The following is a 16,658-nucleotide window of genomic DNA, read 5'->3' as shown; positions in this document are numbered from 1 at the left end:
TCCGGAACCCTGCTCGGCACCGGAAGTCCGCTCGGCACCGGAACCCTGCTCGGCACCGGAAGTCCGCTCGGCACCGGAACCCTGCTCGGCACCGGAAGTCCGCTCGGCACCGGAACCCTGCTCGGCACCGGAGCCCCGGTCCGCGGCTTCGTCCGGACCGCCCGCGGCCCCCTGGTCAGCAGCGGCATCGTGCTGAGCTGCGACGTCCGATCCGGCTGCGGCGCCCTCGCGATCGGGACCAGCCGCCGAACCGTCCACATCGGACGACTCGGTTCCGGCGGCCGAAGCCGCGGCCTCCTCGTCCGGCCGGTTCAGCCCGAACCGGGAACCGCTGTTCTGCGCACCGGAACCGGTGCGGTTGCGCTGACCTGCGACGCGCCGCCGCGACGTCGATCCGGGACGACGGGGATGGGGCACGGGGACCACTCCTAGTGCTTGCGGGTTCGGCGGCTTGCTCGGGCGCTCAGCCGACCGCGACGGGGCCGAGGACGCTGAGCTTCCAGTCCTGGCCGTCGCGGGTCAGCTCGGCCTGGTACCGGCTGCGCTTCTCGGTGGGCGGCTGGCCGTCGGGGGTGACGGTCACCTTGACCACCGCGATCATGCGGGCCTTCCCCGCGTGGTCGTTGAGCTCGGTGAGCCCGGCGGAGAGCACCTCCGCCTTGGTGACCGTCCTGGCCTGCGTGATGCTGTCGGCGTACTGCTGCCGCCCGCGCACCACGTCCTCGTGCAGCGGTCCGGTGGACGACCGCTCCCACAGGTCGAGCCCGGGCTGCACGTCGTGGAAGTCCAGCGTGTTGAAGTTGATGATCGCCTGGGTGCCGGCTTGCAGGGCGTCGTCGCGCTGGGCCGCGAAGGCGGCGTTGCCGCTGCTGGCGGCGACCGCCCAGGTGATGCCGGTGACCAGGGCCGCCACCAGGGCCACGGCCAGCGCGATCCCGGAGATCAGCACGGGCCGCGATCGTCTCGTGGTCGGGCGGTTCTCGGGTTCCGGGCCGGGTTCGGCCGCGTTCTCGGTCATCGGCTCACCTCGTTTCGCGGTGCCGTCGGGCTGGCTCACTGTCCGGGGGCGTTCTGGGCGCCGCGTACGTTGATCGGGCTACCCGGCGGCTCCGCACAGTGTGCATCAGAGTTCAGCGGTGTCGGCGCGAGGTCGTTGCCTGCACGCTTCTGGGTTCCTTCGTAACCGGCCGTGCACGGCAGCGGGTCGAAGATGTTGAGCGCGAGTCCGAAGTGGGCGGTGCCGTCCCCGGGCACCACGCTGTAACCGCCCGCGGAGACCATCGGGTAGGTCACCAGCAGCTGCTCGATGCCGTCGTTGTTGGCGGCGAGCAGGTCGGTGGTGCTGGTGAGGTTCCGCACCAGCGTGCCCAGCTGGGGCCCGGTCTCGTTGAGCAGTCCGCTGACCTGGCGCGCCGCGGGCGGCGCCTGCTTGATGAGGTTGCGGATGTCCGGGTCGGAGCTGCGCAGCTGCTCGGCCAGCAGCCGCAGGTCGGAGCTGTACGAGCGGATCGCGGAGCCCTGCTCGTTCTGAGTGGCCAGCACGGTGGTGCCGTCCTCCAGCAGCTTCCGGGTCTGCGGCAGGTGCTGCTGCGCTTCGGTGGTGAACTCGCGGGTGGTGTCGAGCACCCGCTGCAGGTTGCCGCCGTTGTTGCGGAACGCGGTGCCGAGCTCGTCGACGACGGTGCGCAGCGAGTCCTCCGGCACCGACTTGGAGAAGTCGTCCAGGTTGGTCATGAGCTCTTCGACCGGCAGCGGCGTGCTGGTGGCCTGCTTCCGGATGACCGACCCGTCCTTGAGGTACGGCCCGGAGTCGGTCTTGGGCCGCAGGTCGACGTACTGCTCGCCGACGGCGGACCGGTTGGTGACCACGGCGTCGACGTCCCGCGGGATGCGGTCGTTGCCCGCCTCGATGTCCAGCGGCACCTGGATGCCGTCGGAGGTCAGCTTCATCTCGCCGACGCGGCCCACGGGCACGCCCCGGTAGGTGACCTCGGCGTTGTCGAAGATGCCGCCGGAGTCGGCGAGGTTCATGGTCACGACGTAGCCGCGGGGGCCGAGCAGCCGGTCCAGCCCGGCGTACCGGGCGCCCGCGTAACCGATGCCGACGAACGCGATCACCACGAACGCGATGACCTGCAGGCGGGTTTTGCGCGTGAGCATCAGTCATCGCCTCCGAACAGGAAGCCGAGCAGCCCGCCGTCGTCCTTCTCCGGTTCGGTGCTCGGCTCGGTGGACGGCGCCGGGGACGGTTGCGGGGCCGTGGTGCCGGGTTGCTGCTGGGGCTGCGGTTGCAGCGGCAGCGGCGGAGCGCCCGGCAGCTGGATCAGCGGCTGCCGGGATCGGCCGAGGTTGCCGAGGATGTTGGTGAGGTTGAGGTCCGCGTCGATGTACAGGTTGGTGTAGTCGCCCTTGATGCCCTGCACGGCGCCGTCGGTGAACGGGTAGGTCAGCAGGATCTCGAAGGACTTCGGCAGGTCGTCGCCGGCGGCTTCGAGCTGGGCGAGCGTCGGCTGCAGCGCCTGCAGGTTGTGCACCAGGTCGTCCTGGCTGCGGTTGACCACGTCGGTGGCGACCCCGGAGAGCTTGTCCAGCGACTGCAACATGGTGACCAGCTGGGTGCGCTGGTCGTTGAGCACCTTCAGCCCGGGTTCGAGGTCGCGCAGCGCGGTGTCGATGTTGCCGCGCTGCGCGTCGAGGCTGGCGGAGAGCCGGTTGACGCTGTCCAGCGCGCGGGTGATGTCGTCGCGCTGCGCGTCGAGCCCGGCGACGAGCTCGTCGAGGTTGCCGAGCAGGTTGCGGGCGTCGCCCTCGCGCCCGTCGAGGGCGGTGTTGAGCTCGCGGGTGATGTTCTGCAGCTGGGCGACGCCACCACCGTTGAGCAGCAGGGACAGCGCGCCGAGGACTTCTTCGACCTCGGGGTTGCGGCCGCTGCGGTCCAGGCTGATCACGTCGCCGTTGATGAGCTCGCCCTGCGGCGCCTCGGGCGCGGGCGGGGCGGCGAGCTCGACGTACTTCTCGCCGAGCAGGCTGGACTGGCGGAGCCGGGCGATGGCGTTGCCGGGCAGCTTCACGTCCCGGTTGACCTCTAGGACGGCTTCGGCGTCCCAGGAGCGGTCGGCGAGCCCGATGGAGCTGACCCGTCCGACGGGCACGTCGTTGACCCGCACCCCGGCGTTGGGCACCAGGTCGAGCACGTCGTCGAAGCGCACCTTCACCTGGTAGGGCTTGTCGCCGAGGTCGGCGCCGCCGGGCAGCGGTAACCCGGAGACGCCGGTGAACCCGCAGCCGCTGACCAGCACGAGCGCGCTGGTGGCGAGGGCGAGGACCTTCCCGGCGCCGCGCGCCGGGGTTCCGCGGCTGATCACTGGCCACCTCCGGTGACGAGCGGGGCACCGACGCCGCCGAGCGGCAGCGCCGGGTCGCCGGTGGCGGCGCCGTTCTGCTGCGCGGGCGGGTTGCCCTGCGCCTGCGAGAGCAGGTCGGCGATGCTGGAGAACGGCAGGATCCCGTCGAGCACCGGCTGGATCGCGTTGCACGCGTCGAGCACGTTGTCCGGCAGTTGCAGCGGGGTCCCGGCGGTGGGCTGGCGGACGAGTTTGCACACCCCCACCAGCGGCGGCTCGTTCAGCTCGTTGATCACGGCGCGGGTGTCGAGGGTGCCGGAGGCCGCGTTGTAGGAGTTCTGCAGGTTGCCCAGCGCGAGCGGCGCGTCCCGCAGCGATTCGGACAGCGCCGCCTTCTGGTTCACCAGCACCTGGGCGACGCCGTTGAGCTGGTCCACGTTGGACTTGAGCTGTCCGCGGTTGTCCCGCACGAACTGCTCGACCTTGCCGAGCGCGACGGCGAGTTCGGCGAAGGAGGCGCCGAGGTCCTCGCGCTCCCCCGCCAGCAGCGCGCTGACGTCCTGCATCTGGGTGTTGAACCGGCGCACCTGGTCGTCGTTGTCGTTGAGCATGGTGGTGAACCGCTGCAGGTTGTCGACGGTGGCGAACAGGTCCTTGCTGCTGCCCGACAGCGTGCTGCCCGCCTGGCCGAGGTGCTGCAGGGTGTCGGCGAGCGCCTGGCCGGTGCCATCGAGGTTGGCGGCACCGGTGTCGAGCAACCGGGTCAGCGCCCCGTCCTTGTTCGCGCCCTCCGGCCCGAGGGCCGCGGTGATGTCGTTGAGGCTGCGGTACACCTCGTCGAGCTCGACGGGGGTGGCGGTGCGCTCCTTGGGGATGACGGCGCCGTCGGCGAGCTTCGGCCCTCCCTTGTAGACGGGCGCGAGCTGCACGTACCGGTCGCTGACGACGCTCGGCGAGACGAGCACCGCGTTCGCGTCGGCGGGCACGTCCACGTCCCGGTCCAGCGACATGGTGACCTTCACGGTCTGCCCGTGCGGCTCGACCTGGTCGACGGTGCCCATCGGGACGCCGAGCATCCGCACGTCCCCGCCGGGGTAGACGCCGACGGCGGCGGTGAAGTACGCGGTGACGCGCTTCTCGTTCGCGCCGTAGAACACCCACCACACGGCACCGGTGGCCAGCAGCGCCACCGCGCAGGCGATGGCGATCATGCTGGTGAGGGGCGGTTTCCGGGTGCTCATGGCTTGCAGCCCTCCGGGTTGAGCGGGCCGACGCTGGGCGGCAGCAGACCGCAGATGTAGGTGTCGAACCAGCGGCCGGTGCCGAGCACGTTCGAGAACACCCGGGTGAACGGACCGAACGCCTCGATGCTGCGGTCGAGGTTGTCCTGGTTGCGCTGCAGCATCTTGGTGACCTTGTCCAGCTGGGCGAGGGTCGGTCCGAGCTGCGCCTGGTTGTCGTCGACGAGTCCGCTCAGCTGCGCGGACAGGGCGCGGGTGCCGGTGAGCAGCGAGCTGATCTGGTCGCGGCGGTCCCGGACCTCCTGCAGCAGCAGGTTCCCGTCGGCGAGCAGCTTCTCGAACTCGGCGTTGCGGTCGGCGACGGTGCGGGACACGTTCGCCGTGTTCGCCAGGAGTTCCTTGAGCTGCTGGTCGCGGGACGAGATGGTCTGGGACAGCGCGGACAGCCCGTTGAGCGCGCCGCGCACGTCGTCGGGGGTGTCCGAGAACGTGTCGGACAGCGTCTGGAAGCTGTCGGCGAGCTGCTGGGTGTCGATGCTGCCGACGGTCCGCTGCAGGCCGCTGAACGCCTCGATCACGTCGTAGGGCGCCATGGTGCGGTTCAGCGGGATCGGGTCCGAACTGGACTGCTCCGCGTCACCGCGCGGGTCCAGCGCCAGGTACTTCTGCCCCAGCAAAGTCTTGATCTTGATGGCGGCGGTGGTGTTGTTCCCGATCCAGGCGTCCTTGACCCGGAACGAGACGGCCACGTGGTCGCCTTCGAGCTCGACGGAGCTGACCGTGCCGACCTTCACCCCGGCGACCCGGACCTCGTTGTCCGGCATCAGCCCGGCGGACTCGCTGAAGTTCGCCTGGTAGCTGGTGCCGCCGACCAGCGGCAGCCGTTCGAAGTTCATCGCGAGGATGAACCCGAGCACCAGCACCAGCAGACCGGCGATGCCGATCTTGAGCGGATCGCGTTTCTGGAAAGACGTCATCCTTGGCACCTCGGCTGGGTCGCGGGCATCAGCGGCAGCGGGATGTTGACGTCGCCGATGCCGACCTTCCCGGACAGCCCGCACAGGAAGAAGTTGAACCAGGCGCCGTGCGTGCCGGTGCGCGTGATCGTCTCCAGCTTGTCGGGCATGTTCTGGAGGGTCCGCTCGGTGATGTCCTCGTTGTCGTTGAGGTTCTTGGACAGTTCGCCGAGCCCGGCGATGTCCTGCTGCAGCGGCGGTCGCGCCTCCGTCAGCAGCCCGGCGGTGGTGTTGGTGAGCCCGTCCAGCGCGCCCACGGCGTCACCGATGGACTCCCGGTCCTCGGACAGCCCGGACACGACCTGCTGGAGCTGCACGATCAGGCCGGAGAGCTGGTCGTCGCGGGCGTTGACGGTGCCGAGCACGTTGTTCAGGTTGGTGACGACCTCGCCGATCACCTGGTCCTTGGCGGCGAGCGTGGAGGTCAGCGATGCCGTGTGCGACAGCAGGCTCTGCACCGTGCCGCCTTCGCCCTGCAGCACCTGGATGATCTCGTAGGACAGCTTGTTCACGTCGTTCGGCGACAGGGCCTGGAACAGCGGTTTGAACCCGCCGAGCAGCACGGTGAGGTCCAGCGCCGGCTTGGTCTGCGCGAGCGGGATGGTGCCGCCGGCGGGCAGGTAGTCGTTCGGCGCGCCCACGCCCTGCTCCAGCGCGAGGTAGCGCTGGCCGACGAGGTTCCGGTACTTGATCGTCGCCTGCACCGACTTGGGCAGCTTGCGCTCGGAGACGCTGAACTCGACCTCGGCCGTCCGGCGGTCCACCACCTGGATGTCCTCGATCTGGCCGACCTTGACGCCCGAGATGCGGACCTCGTCGCCCACGTTGAGGGCGGTCGCGTCGGTGAACCTGGCCTTGTAGTCCTCCGCTGACCGCAGGTCGTTGTTCGCGATGGTGATCACCAGGACCCCGGTCGCCAGCACCGTGACGAGCACGAAGATGCCGAACTTGACCAGGGGTCCGAAGACGCCGCGCACGTTCACCGGTAGCTCACCTCCGCTCCGCGCAGGACCGGGCCGACCAGCAGCGAGCCCCAGCCGGGCACGTTCTGGGCGGGCTCGCCGATCGTGGGTGCCAGCACCGTCGAGACCATGTCCCGTTCGGCGGGCGAGTTCTGCACTCCGAGGCCGTCGGAGGCGGGGGCCGACTGCGGCGTGGTGCTCGCGGGAGCACCGCCGCTGGGCAGCAGGCCGTCGGTGCCGGTGCGGGACGCGGGCGGCGGCACCGAGCCGTCGTTGAGCGGCCCGTCCGGCGGGTACTGCGGGAACGGCTTGGGGCCGTTGACGAAGTCGTAGCAGCGCGGGCCGCGCTTGTCGCCGTACACCGGCTCGTCCTGGTTCGGGATGTACTTCCCGCGGTGCGGCACGATCTCCAGCGTGATGTGCAGGCCCGGTTCCTTCGTCCCGACGCCGAAGGCCTGGTCGATCAGCGGCACGTAGTCGGCCATGCCCTTGAGGAAGCAGGGGAACGCCGGGGAGTACTTCGCGAGCACGTCGGCGGTGGGCCGGGCGGACTCGCCGAGCCGGATCAGGTCGTCGCCGTTCGCTTCGAGGAACCCGGTCGCGTCGTTCGACGTGGTCGTCAGCTGCGAGGTGAGCCCGCGCAGGTTCTCCTGCTGGTCCACCAGCGTCCGCGAGGTCTGCGACAGATCACCCAACGCCGCCAGCACATCCGGCGCCGCCTGCTCGTAGGTCTCCGCCACCCCCACCAACTGCCGCAGGTTCTCCTGCAATTGCGGCAACGACGGGTTCAACCCCGCCACGTACTCGTTCAACCGCGAGATCGTGTCCCCGATCGACTCACCACGACCGTCCAACGCCTGGCTCAACGAATTCAACGTCACCGCCAGATCATCCGGATGGATCGCCTCCAACACCGGCATCGTGTCCGCCAGCACCGTCTCCAACTCCACCGACGCCGCCGTCCGGTCCTGCGAGATCACATCACCCGAAGCCAACCGCACCGACGACGCCTGCTCCGGCACGTCCAACGACACGTACCGCTCCCCGAACAACGTCCGCGGCAACAACCGCGCCGACACGTTCGCGGGCAACAACCGCGCCTTGTCCGGCTCGAGCGCCAGGTGCAGCTCGGCACCGTCGTCGACGGGGCGCACCTCGGAGACCCGGCCGATGATCATGCCGCGGGCTTTGACGTCCGAGTCCGGCATCAGCTGGTTCCCGGTGGACGCCGCCTTCAGCACCACGTCCACAGTGGACTGGAAGGCCCGCTGGTAGGTGGCGATCGAGAACGCCAGGAACAGCACGATGACCATCAGCAGCGCCAGGCCGAGCAGCCTGCGCCGCACCGTGAACAGTGCCGTGCGAGTACTCATCCCGTGATCCGAACCGTCGTCGTGGTGCCCCAGATCGCGAGGCTGAGGAAGAAGTCGAGCAGCGCCGTCGTCACGATCGCCGTGCGCACCGCGCGCCCCACCGCGACACCGACGCCCGCCGGGCCGCCGCTGGCCCGGTAGCCGTAGTAGCAGTGCGTCATGATCACCACGACGCTGAAGATCAGCACCTTCCCGAAGGACCACAACACGTCCTCCGGTGGGAGGAACAGGTTGAAGTAGTGGTCGTAGGTGCCCGCCGACTGCCCGTACAGCTGCACCGTCACCGTCCGCGCCGCCAGGTACGAGGTCAGCAGGCCCAGCACGTACAGCGGCACCACCGCCACGAACCCGGCGATCACCCGCGTGGTCACCAGGTACGGCAGGCTCGGCACGCCCATGACCTCCAGCGCGTCGATCTCGTCGGAGATCCGCATCGCGCCGAGCTGCGCGGTGAACCCGGACCCGACCGTCGCCGACAGCGCCAGCCCGGCCACCAGCGGCGCGATCTCGCGGGTGTTGAAGTAGGCCGAGACGAACCCGGCGAACGCCGAGGTGCCCAGCTGGTTCAGCGCCGCGTAGCCCTGCAAGCCCACCACGGTCCCGGTGAACAGCGTCATGCCGATCATCACGCCGACCGTGCCGCCGATCACCGCGAGCGCCCCGCTGCCGAAGCTGACCTCGGTCAGCAGCCGCAGCGTCTCCTTCGCGTACCGGGTGATCGACTTCGGGATCCAGCCCAGCGTCCGCAGGTAGAACGACATCTGGTCGCCCAGATCGTCGAGCACCTCCAGCGGTCGCCGGGCCAGGCGCTTGGCGCGTTGCGTCATCGTCGTCATGACCGCTCACATCCCCTTGGGCGGCACGACCTGGAGGTAGATCGTGGTCAGGATGAAGTTCACCGCGAACAGCAGCAGGAAGGTGATCACCACGGCCTGGTTGACCGCATCGCCCACGCCCTTCGGCCCGGGCGGCGGGTTCAGCCCGCGGTAGGCGGCCACCACACCGGCCAGGAAGCCGAAGATCAGCGCCTTCAGCTCGCTGATCCACACGTCCGGCAGCTGCGCCAGCGCGTTGAAGCTCGCCATGTAGGCGCCGGGCGTCCCGCCCTGCATGATCACGTTGAAGAAGTAGCCGCCGAGCACGCCGACGACGCTCACCATGCCGTTGAGCAGCACCGCGACCAGGATCGCCGCCAGCACCCGCGGCACCACCAGGCGCTGCACCACGGAGACGCCGAGCACCTCCATGGCGTCGATCTCGTCGCGGATCTTCCGCGAACCGAGGTCGGCGCAGATCGCCGAACCACCGGCACCGGCGATCAGCAGCGCCGTCACGATCGGGCTCGCCTGCTGGATGATCGCCAGCACGCTCGCGCCGCCGGTGAACGACTGGGCACCGATCTGGCGGGTCAGCGAACCCAGTTGCAGCGCGATGACCGCGCCGAACGGGATCGCCACCAGCGCGGTGGGCAGGATGGTCACGCTGGCGATGAACCAGCACTGCTGGATGAACTCACGGAACTGGAACGGCCGGCTCGGGATGGACCGGACCACGTCCAGTCCCAGTGCGAACAATCGGCCTGTCTCGCGCAATGCTCCCGATCCCGGGAAGGATCGTGCGCTGCTCGCCCGCGATCGCGTGGGCGGTGCGCTCACTGCTCACCACCTTTGCGGCGTCCGAACCAGCGGCGGCGCGCGCTCACCGGTTCGTCATCGGGCTGGAATCCGGACTGCAGCGGCGGTTCTCCGCGCGGCCGGGGCCGCGGCGAGGGCCGGGACGCCCCGTGTCCGGGTTGGGCGGGCTTGCCCTGCGGGGCGGGCGCCGGGTTCTGCGGCGCGGCGTGCCTCGCCTGGTTCTGGGCAGCCTGGTTCTGGGCAGCCTGGCTCTGGGCGGCCTGGTTCTGCCGGTCCGGGGTCGCCGGACGTTGCGGCGCCTGCTGCGCGGCCGCCGCGGGCTGCTGCGGGACCTGCGCCACGTCGCCCTGCGGCAGGGTGCCGCTGCGCGAGACCGCCGGCGCCGGGGAGCCTTCGCGGATCCCGTAGCGCTCCCGCTCCTGCGGGGTGAGGCTCTTGAAGATCTCCTGCTGCGCCGACGGGGTCAGCGAGCCCAGGTTCGCCATCACCCGGTCCTGCCTGCGCCGCACCGCGGTGCGCTCCGGCAGGCCGGGCGTCGCCTCCAGCTGCGGCATGATGTGCGGGACGCCCTGCTCCCCGCGCAGCTCGGCGAGCTCGGCGGCCGCCTGCCCGGCGTCCTTCTCCTCGCTCATCCCGATCGGGCCCTGCCTGCGGCCGTTGAGGAACTGCTCCACCACCGGTTCCGTCGAGGTCAGCAGGACTTCCCGCGGCCCGTACATCACCAGGTTGCGGCGGAACAGCATCCCGATGTTGTCCGGCACCGTGCGGGCCGTGTTGATGTCGTGCGTGACGATCAGGCAGGTCGCGTCGATCTGCGCGTTCAGGTCCACGATCAGCTGGTTCAGGTAGGCCGTCCGCACCGGGTCCAGGCCCGAGTCCGGCTCGTCGAACAGCAGGATCTCCGGGTCCAGCACCAGTGCTCTGGCCAGTCCGGCGCGCTTGCGCATACCGCCGGAGATCTCGCCCGGGAGCTTGGTCTCGGCACCGAGCAGGCCGACCATCTCCATCTTCTCCATCACGACCTGGCGCACCTCGGACTCGTTCTTCCGGGTGTGCTCGCGCAGCGGGAAGGCGATGTTGTCGTAGAGGTTCATCGAGCCGAACAGCGCGCCGTCCTGGAACAGCACCCCGAACAGCTTCCGGATCTCGTAGAGATCCTTCTCCGCGCAGTCGCAGACGTCGACGCCGTCGATGAGCACCTTGCCCTGCTCCGGTTTGAGCAGGCCCACCAAGGACTTCAGGAAGACCGACTTGCCGGTGCCCGACGGCCCCAGCAGGACGCTGATCTCACCGGTCGGGAGGGTCAGCGTCACATCCCGCCAGATGGTCTGCGCGCCGAAGGACTTGGACAAGCCCTCGACCCTGACCTCGACACCCATCCGGCACCTCCGCGTTCCTTCGTTGGCCGCGTTACTCGCTGGCATCACTCCGCCAGGTGCAGTAGCGCACCCGAACGGGGAGCCTCGCATATGTGACTCGACTAACCGACGTCAGGAGCGTCACACCTATGCAACGAGCGAGACGCGCACAGGTTACTCACGAGTTCAGTTGGATTCCCAGAGCGCGACGCGAACTGTTCCGAACTGTCCGGATTCATCGTTTCGCAGACCGAAAAGATCAATGAAATGTGCACGGAACGCAAAAAGGCGGGCACCCGGGGTGGGTGCCCGCCTTCTCGTACCACTCGCGGAATGATCTTTTCCCGGTCGGCCGGGCGGATCTGGAGATCCAGTGCACGGATCTCCCGCGACGATCGTTATCCGATCGATTCGCGGACCGCCTCGGAGTCCTTCGTGGACCACTCCGCTTCGCGGCGGAAGTGCGTGCCGCCCGTGACACCGCGTGAGCGGTGCCCGGGCGGCGCGAGATCACTTCAGGGAGATCTTGGCGCCGGACTCCTCCAGCTTGGCCTTGGCCTCGTTGGCCTTCTCCTTGTCGACCTTCTCCAGGAGGGCCTTCGGGGCGCCCTCGACGAGCTCCTTGGCCTCCTTCAGGCCCAGACCGGAGACGACCTCGCGGACGACCTTGATGACCTGGATCTTCTTGTCGCCGGCGTCCTCGAGGACGACGTCGAACTCGTCCTGCTCCTCGGCCTCGGCGGCAGCGCCACCGGCGGCGGGGGCGGCCACGGCCGCGACCGGGGCGGCGGCGGTGACGTCGAAGGTCTCCTCGAACTGCTTGACGAACTCGGAGAGCTCCAGCAGCGTCATTTCCTTGAAGACGTCCAGCAGCTCGTCGTTGCTCAGCTTGGCCATGACGGCGTTCCTTTCAGATCTGCGTCCGCCTCGGCGAACGGGTGCGATGTGCGGGCGGAATCCCGGCGCGCGCGCAGCGTTCCGGGCCGGGACGGATCAGGAGTCCGACTCGGCGCCCTTCTTCTCCTGCAGCGCGGCGGCCAGGCGCGCGACCTGGGACGCCGGAGCGGCGAACAGGCCTGCGGTCTGGGTCAGCTTGCCCTTCAGCGCGCCGGCCAGCTTGGACAGCGTGACCTCGCGCGAGTCCAGGTCGGCGATCCGCTCGACCTCGGAAACCGAGATCGCGCGGCCGTCCATGTAGCCGCCCTTGATGACCAGGGCCTGGTTGTCCTTCGCGAAATCGCGGAGCGCCTTCGCCGCGTCCACCGGCTCGCCCTCGATGAAGGCGATCGCGGTGGGGCCCACGAACAGGTCGTCGAGGCCTTCGACCCCGGACTGCTCGGCGGCCCGCTTGACGAGCGTGTTCTTCGCGACCCGGTAGGTCGTGCCCTCGCCCAGGGCGGTGCGCAGCTGCCCCAGCTGCGCCATGGACAGCCCGCGGTACTCGGTCACCACGGTGGTGGTCGCGGTGTTGAACCGCGAAGCGATCTCTTCGACCGCGTCGACCTTCTCCGGCTTTGCCATGTCGCCTCCTCTCTTCGATCGACTCGGAATCCTGCGAAAGCGGATTCGTAGCCGGTTGACGATCCCGAGGAGACGAAAAACGCCCCGGCGCAGCAGGCACGGGGCGGAAACTCAGCACCGGCGCGCATGCGCGCTCGGGTGCGGCCACGTCCTCCTGCGCGGGCCGCCCGCATCGCAACGGGACCTTCGTTTCCGCACATCGCGAACGACGCGCGGAAAGACCAGCGGTCTTGGGTGGAACTGCCATCAGAGTACTGCACCCCCGAGCCCGCCCGACCGGCACCCCCGCAGGTCGCGGGCGGGCGCGCCGAGCGCGGCGCGGGACGATCAGCACCCTTGCCCGGCACGGCAAGATGTCAGGCGTGGCCGACCCGAACGAGTCGCACCGCGACGACCGATCCCCCCGCCCCGACGCGACCCCCGACGTGGTGGACGCCGAACTCGTGCCGGAGCCGCCGCGCACCCCGCCGGTGAACGCGCCCGCCCCGGACGACGAGCAGACCCGGCAGTACGAGGAGTACCAGCGCTTCCGGGAGTTCCAGAAGTTCCAGGAATGGCAGCGGCAGCAGGACGGCACCGGCGCCCAGGGCGCGCCGCCACCGCAGCCCGCCGCGACCCAGCCCACCTCTCCGCAGCCGCCGCAGGGCAGGCCGTGGTGGAAGAAGGCGCTGGGACTGCTGTGGTCGCTGCTCCGGCCGTTGCTCGGGCGGCTGCTGTTCCTGCTCATCACGGTGGTGCTCGTGGTGGCACTGCTGTTCTGGCTGCTGTCCAAGCTGCTCGGCGGCGTCACCGGTGGTGGCGGAGGCGGCGGTGGCACCGGCGGCACTCCCCCGGGCGCCGCGCCCGTCACCCCGCCGTCGCCGCAACGGGTCGTCCGCGCCTTCTACGGCTACATCGCGCACCAGCCCGAGCAGGCCTGCGCGCTGTTCACCCCGGAGGGCGGCAGCGCCTTCGCCTACTACTCCCAGACCCCCGACTGCGCGGCCGCGGCGGCCAAGGCGCACGAGCAGGTCACCGAGCCGAGCTCGTTCAGCAGCCCGCGCTTCACCAACGACGTCATCGAGGAGAGCGATACCGGCGCCGTCGTCGACTCGTGCGCGCTGAGCGTCTCCGGCGGCCCGCCGCTGGGGAAGTTCAGCATGTCCCGCCAGCCCAACGGCGGCTGGCAGATCGACAACTACCAGCCCGCGGCCTGCTCCTGAGAACGCGAAAGCGGGCCGCCCCCGGAAGGGGACGGCCCGCTCGCAGCGGAAGTCCGCGTCAGGCGGGAGCCTCGGTGAGGTTCCGGGTCACGCTCGGGTCCACCGGGATGCCGGGGCCCATCGTCGTCGTGAAGGTGATCTTCTTGACGTAGCGGCCCTTCGAGGTGGACGGCTTCGCACGCAGGATCTCGTCCAGCGCGGCCGCGTAGTTCTCCACCAGCTGCGTGGTGTCGAACGAGGCCTTGCCGATCACCAGGTGCAGGTTGGCCTGCTTGTCCACCCGGAAGCTGATCTTGCCGCCCTTGATCTCCGAGACGGCCTTCGTCACGTTCGGGGTGACGGTGCCGGTCTTCGGGTTCGGCATGAGGCCGCGCGGCCCGAGGACTCGCGCGATCTTGCCGACCTTCGCCATCTGGTCCGGGGTGGCGATCGCCGCGTCGAAGTCGAGCCAGCCGCCCTGGATGCGCTCGATGAGGTCTTCGGAGCCGACCGCGTCCGCGCCGGCGGCTTCGGCCTCAGCGGCCTTGTCCCCGGTGGCGAACACGATGACCCGGACGGTCTTGCCAGTGCCGTGCGGCAGGTTCACGGTCCCGCGGACCATCTGGTCGGCCTTGCGCGGGTCGACGCCCAGACGCAGGGCCACCTCGACGGTGGGGTCCATCTTGACCTTGGCGGTCTTCTTGGCCAGCTCGACGGCCTCCAGCGGCGCGTACAGCCGCGCGCGGTCGACCAGCTCGGCGGCCTGCTGATATGCCTTGCTGCGCTTAGTCATTCTCTGTCCTTAAAAGGTGGATCAGTCGTGGTCGCGTAGGGCTGCGCGAGCCCTCCCACACGTGCCGGTTCGTCAGCCTTCGACGGTCAGACCCATCGACCGGGCGGTGCCGGCGATGATCTTCGAGGCCTGGTCGAGGTCCTTGGCGTTGAGGTCGACCATCTTGGTCTGCGCGATCTCGCGGACCTGGTCCGCGGTGACCTTGCCGACCTTGGACTTGTGCGGCTCGCCGCTGCCCTTCTGCACACCCGCGGCCTTCAGCAGCAGCTTCGCCGCCGGCGGGGTCTTCAGGTTGAAGGTGAAGGAGCGGTCTTCGAACACGGAGATCTCGACCGGCACCACGTCGCCGCGCTGGCTCTCCGTGGCGGCGTTGTAGGCCTTGCAGAACTCCATGATGTTCACGCCGTGCTGGCCCAGCGCGGGGCCGACGGGCGGAGCCGGGTTCGCCTGGCCTGCCGAGATTTGCAGCTTGATGATCGCTGCGAGCTTCTTCTTCTTGGGCGGCATCTCTAGCTTCCTAGTGTCTTCGGTGTCCGTTCGCCCGACCCGAGGACGGGCCGGGCACGGGCGGGGACCACGACGGTGGCGTCGCCCGTTCCCGCGGCAGGTCCTGCCAGAGCCTGCCGCGGCCGCCGGAATCCCCTCGTCGGCCCGTCGCCGGGCTTCCGGGGAACCGGTCAGATCTTGGAAACCTGGTTGAACGACAGCTCGACCGGAGTCTCCCGGCCGAAGATCGACACCAGCACCTTGAGCTTCTGGTTGTCGGCGTTGACCTCGCTGATCGTCGCGGGCAGCGTGGCGAACGGACCGTCCATGACGGTGATCGACTCGCCGACCTCGAAGTCGACCTCGACCGAGGGCTTCGCGGACGCGGCGGGCTGGGCGGACTTCTTGCCCTGCTCCGGCTTCGCTTCCTTCTCCGCCTGCGGCGCGAGGAACTTCAGCACGTCGTTGATGCTCAGCGGCGAGGGCTGCGAGGTCGCACCGATGAACCCGGTGACGCCCGGGGTGTTGCGGACCGCGCTCCACGAGGCGTCGTTGAGCTCCATGCGAACCAGGATGTAGCCGGGCAGCACCTTGCGCTGCACCAGCTTGCGCTGGCCGTTCTTGATCTCGGTGACCTCTTCGGTGGGCACCTCGACCTGGAAGATGAAGTCCTCGACGTCCAGCGTCTGGGCGCGGGTCTCCAGGTTGGTCTTGACCTTGTTCTCGTAGCCGGCGTACGAGTGCACGACGTACCACTCGCCCGGAGCGCGGCGCAGCGCGGCGCGCAGCTCCTCGACCGGGTCGACCTCGGCCTCTTCTTCGGCTTCTTCAGCGTCGTCGGCTGCGGCGTCGGCTTCGTCGGCTGCGGCTTCGGCGTCGTCCTCGGTGGACGCCGCGGACTCGGCCGCTTCGTCGGTCACCGCGTCGTCCGCCGAGTTCTCCTCGTCGGCGCCGGTGGTCGAACCGGTGTCCTCGCCGGAGTCGGCGCCGCGAGCGGAGTCGACGTCGTCGGCCACCGCCGACACCTCGGCCTCGGCCGGCGCACCGGTCCGGCCGGTCAACTCCTGGTCCTCGTGGGAGGTCCCGTCTCCTGAGGTCACAGTGGCTCTCGCTTCCTCTCGTGCGTTATGCGCCGGGTCGATGGCGCGACAGCGGCCCGCTGTTCGCCGCGGGCCGTGGCGCTCAGCCGAACAACCAGAGCACGCCCTTGGCGAACAGCACGTCCAGGCCGGCGACGAACGCCACCAGAATGCTGACGAACACGAGCACCACCAGCGTGTAGGTGATCAGCGCCCGGCGTGTCGGCCAGATGACCTTGCGCAGCTCGGCGACCACCTCGCGCACGAAGCGCCACGCCTTGCGGAACGGCGAGACCCGGCCCTTCTTGCCGTCTCGCGACGGAGTCGGCCGGCCCTTCGACTCAGTTGTGCGGGTAGCACCGGATTCCGGCCCATCCGCACCGCCCTGCCGGGCGGAAGCGCGGGAGGCGCGACGCTCGCGTCGTGCGGCGGCGCTGGAGGGCTGAGCGGCATCATGCTGCTCGTCCGGCCCCTGCTCGCGGTCGTCGCTCACGCCTGCTTCCTCCGCTCACCGTGTGCATCGACGCAGGGGTGACAGGACTCGAACCTGCAACCTGCGGTTTTGGAGACCGCTGCTCTGCCAATTGAGCTACACCCCTTCGCGACCGTCGGCCGCGTCGGAACACACCATACGCCAGCCCCGAATCCGGCCGACGCCGAGTTCGGGTGC

17 protein-coding genes, 1 tRNA gene and 1 pseudogene are annotated in these 16,658 nt (G+C 69.6%); 1 reads left to right on the top strand and 18 read right to left on the bottom strand.

The genetic code is table 11. From position 1 onward, the window contains the following. From ABZ805_RS00920 to rplJ, 13 genes and pseudogenes are all read right to left on the bottom strand, one after another. Window positions 1-417, bottom strand: a 417-nt coding sequence (locus ABZ805_RS00920; protein ID WP_358432549.1) for a hypothetical protein, incomplete at its 3' end; no start/stop codon positions are given. Between the two features lie 46 nt (window positions 418-463). Further along, window positions 464-1,018: a hypothetical protein gene (locus ABZ805_RS00915; protein ID WP_358432547.1), complete on the bottom strand. Its 555-nt coding sequence runs from the start codon at window positions 1,016-1,018 to the stop codon at window positions 464-466. A 35-nt stretch (window positions 1,019-1,053) separates the two neighbouring features. Then, complete coding sequence (locus ABZ805_RS00910; RefSeq protein WP_358432545.1) at window positions 1,054-2,160, bottom strand: MlaD family protein; 1,107 nt, start codon at window positions 2,158-2,160, stop codon at window positions 1,054-1,056. After that, window positions 2,160-3,365, bottom strand: coding sequence for an MCE family protein (locus ABZ805_RS00905; protein WP_358432543.1), 1,206 nt, complete (start codon window positions 3,363-3,365; stop codon window positions 2,160-2,162). The genes ABZ805_RS00910 and ABZ805_RS00905 overlap by 1 nt, the downstream gene beginning before the upstream one ends. Beyond that, the gene (locus tag ABZ805_RS00900) at window positions 3,362-4,585 is read right to left on the bottom strand and encodes an MCE family protein (RefSeq protein WP_358432541.1); all 1,224 of its coding nucleotides are present in this window, start codon (window positions 4,583-4,585) and stop codon (window positions 3,362-3,364) included. Before ABZ805_RS00900 ends, ABZ805_RS00905 begins: the two co-directional genes overlap by 4 nt. After that, window positions 4,582-5,562, bottom strand: a complete 981-nt coding sequence (locus ABZ805_RS00895) for an MCE family protein (RefSeq protein ID WP_358432539.1) — start codon at window positions 5,560-5,562, stop codon at window positions 4,582-4,584. The genes ABZ805_RS00900 and ABZ805_RS00895 overlap by 4 nt, the downstream gene beginning before the upstream one ends. Next, window positions 5,559-6,578, bottom strand: a complete 1,020-nt coding sequence (locus ABZ805_RS00890; protein WP_358432725.1) for an MCE family protein — start codon at window positions 6,576-6,578, stop codon at window positions 5,559-5,561. Before ABZ805_RS00890 ends, ABZ805_RS00895 begins: the two co-directional genes overlap by 4 nt. 2 nt (window positions 6,579-6,580) lie before the next feature. Beyond that, the gene (locus ABZ805_RS00885; protein WP_358432537.1) at window positions 6,581-7,936 is read right to left on the bottom strand and encodes an MCE family protein; all 1,356 of its coding nucleotides are present in this window, start codon (window positions 7,934-7,936) and stop codon (window positions 6,581-6,583) included. Then, the gene (locus ABZ805_RS00880) at window positions 7,933-8,772 is read right to left on the bottom strand and encodes an ABC transporter permease (protein ID WP_358432535.1); all 840 of its coding nucleotides are present in this window, start codon (window positions 8,770-8,772) and stop codon (window positions 7,933-7,935) included. The genes ABZ805_RS00885 and ABZ805_RS00880 overlap by 4 nt, the downstream gene beginning before the upstream one ends. Before the next feature lie 6 nt (window positions 8,773-8,778). Further along, on the bottom strand, window positions 8,779-9,591 hold the full coding sequence (locus ABZ805_RS00875) for an ABC transporter permease (RefSeq protein WP_225043659.1): 813 nt from the start codon (window positions 9,589-9,591) through the stop codon (window positions 8,779-8,781). Window positions 9,592-9,896: 305 nt separating this feature from the next. Then, window positions 9,897-10,949, bottom strand: a pseudogene (locus ABZ805_RS00870) (ATP-binding cassette domain-containing protein); the annotation flags it as partial. 489 nt (window positions 10,950-11,438) lie between these two features. Beyond that, on the bottom strand, window positions 11,439-11,825 hold the full coding sequence (gene rplL / locus ABZ805_RS00865; protein ID WP_266087469.1) for a 50S ribosomal protein L7/L12: 387 nt from the start codon (window positions 11,823-11,825) through the stop codon (window positions 11,439-11,441). 96 nt (window positions 11,826-11,921) lie between these two features. After that, on the bottom strand, window positions 11,922-12,449 hold the full coding sequence (gene rplJ / locus ABZ805_RS00860; protein WP_358432532.1) for a 50S ribosomal protein L10: 528 nt from the start codon (window positions 12,447-12,449) through the stop codon (window positions 11,922-11,924). Between the two features lie 362 nt (window positions 12,450-12,811). On the opposite strand from rplJ, the gene ABZ805_RS00855 reads away from it, so the two are divergent. After that, the gene (locus ABZ805_RS00855; protein ID WP_358432530.1) at window positions 12,812-13,651 is read left to right on the top strand and encodes a hypothetical protein; all 840 of its coding nucleotides are present in this window, start codon (window positions 12,812-12,814) and stop codon (window positions 13,649-13,651) included. A 58-nt stretch (window positions 13,652-13,709) separates the two neighbouring features. Here the strand turns inward: ABZ805_RS00855 and rplA are convergent, their stop codons facing one another. The 5 genes from rplA to ABZ805_RS00830 form a co-directional block, all read right to left on the bottom strand. Next, window positions 13,710-14,423 (bottom strand): 50S ribosomal protein L1, encoded by a 714-nt coding sequence (gene rplA / locus ABZ805_RS00850; protein ID WP_358432528.1) that lies wholly within the window; start codon window positions 14,421-14,423, stop codon window positions 13,710-13,712. Window positions 14,424-14,495: 72 nt separating this feature from the next. Next, window positions 14,496-14,930, bottom strand: a complete 435-nt coding sequence (rplK, locus tag ABZ805_RS00845) for a 50S ribosomal protein L11 (RefSeq protein WP_358432526.1) — start codon at window positions 14,928-14,930, stop codon at window positions 14,496-14,498. A 170-nt stretch (window positions 14,931-15,100) separates the two neighbouring features. Then, window positions 15,101-16,009: a transcription termination/antitermination protein NusG gene (nusG, locus tag ABZ805_RS00840; RefSeq protein ID WP_358432524.1), complete on the bottom strand. Its 909-nt coding sequence runs from the start codon at window positions 16,007-16,009 to the stop codon at window positions 15,101-15,103. An 82-nt stretch (window positions 16,010-16,091) separates the two neighbouring features. Then, entirely contained in the window at window positions 16,092-16,481 is a 390-nt protein-coding gene (secE, locus tag ABZ805_RS00835; protein WP_358432522.1) for a preprotein translocase subunit SecE, read from the bottom strand. A 33-nt stretch (window positions 16,482-16,514) separates the two neighbouring features. Next, window positions 16,515-16,587, bottom strand: a tRNA-Trp gene (locus ABZ805_RS00830). Between the last annotated feature and the right edge of the window lie 71 nt (window positions 16,588-16,658).

The sequence above is a fragment of the Saccharopolyspora sp. NPDC047091 genome, assembly GCF_040643635.1.
GTDB lineage: Bacteria > Actinomycetota > Actinomycetes > Mycobacteriales > Pseudonocardiaceae > Saccharopolyspora_C.
Note: the sequence above shows the minus strand (reverse complement) of the source record. Positions and strands in the feature narration are given on the sequence as shown.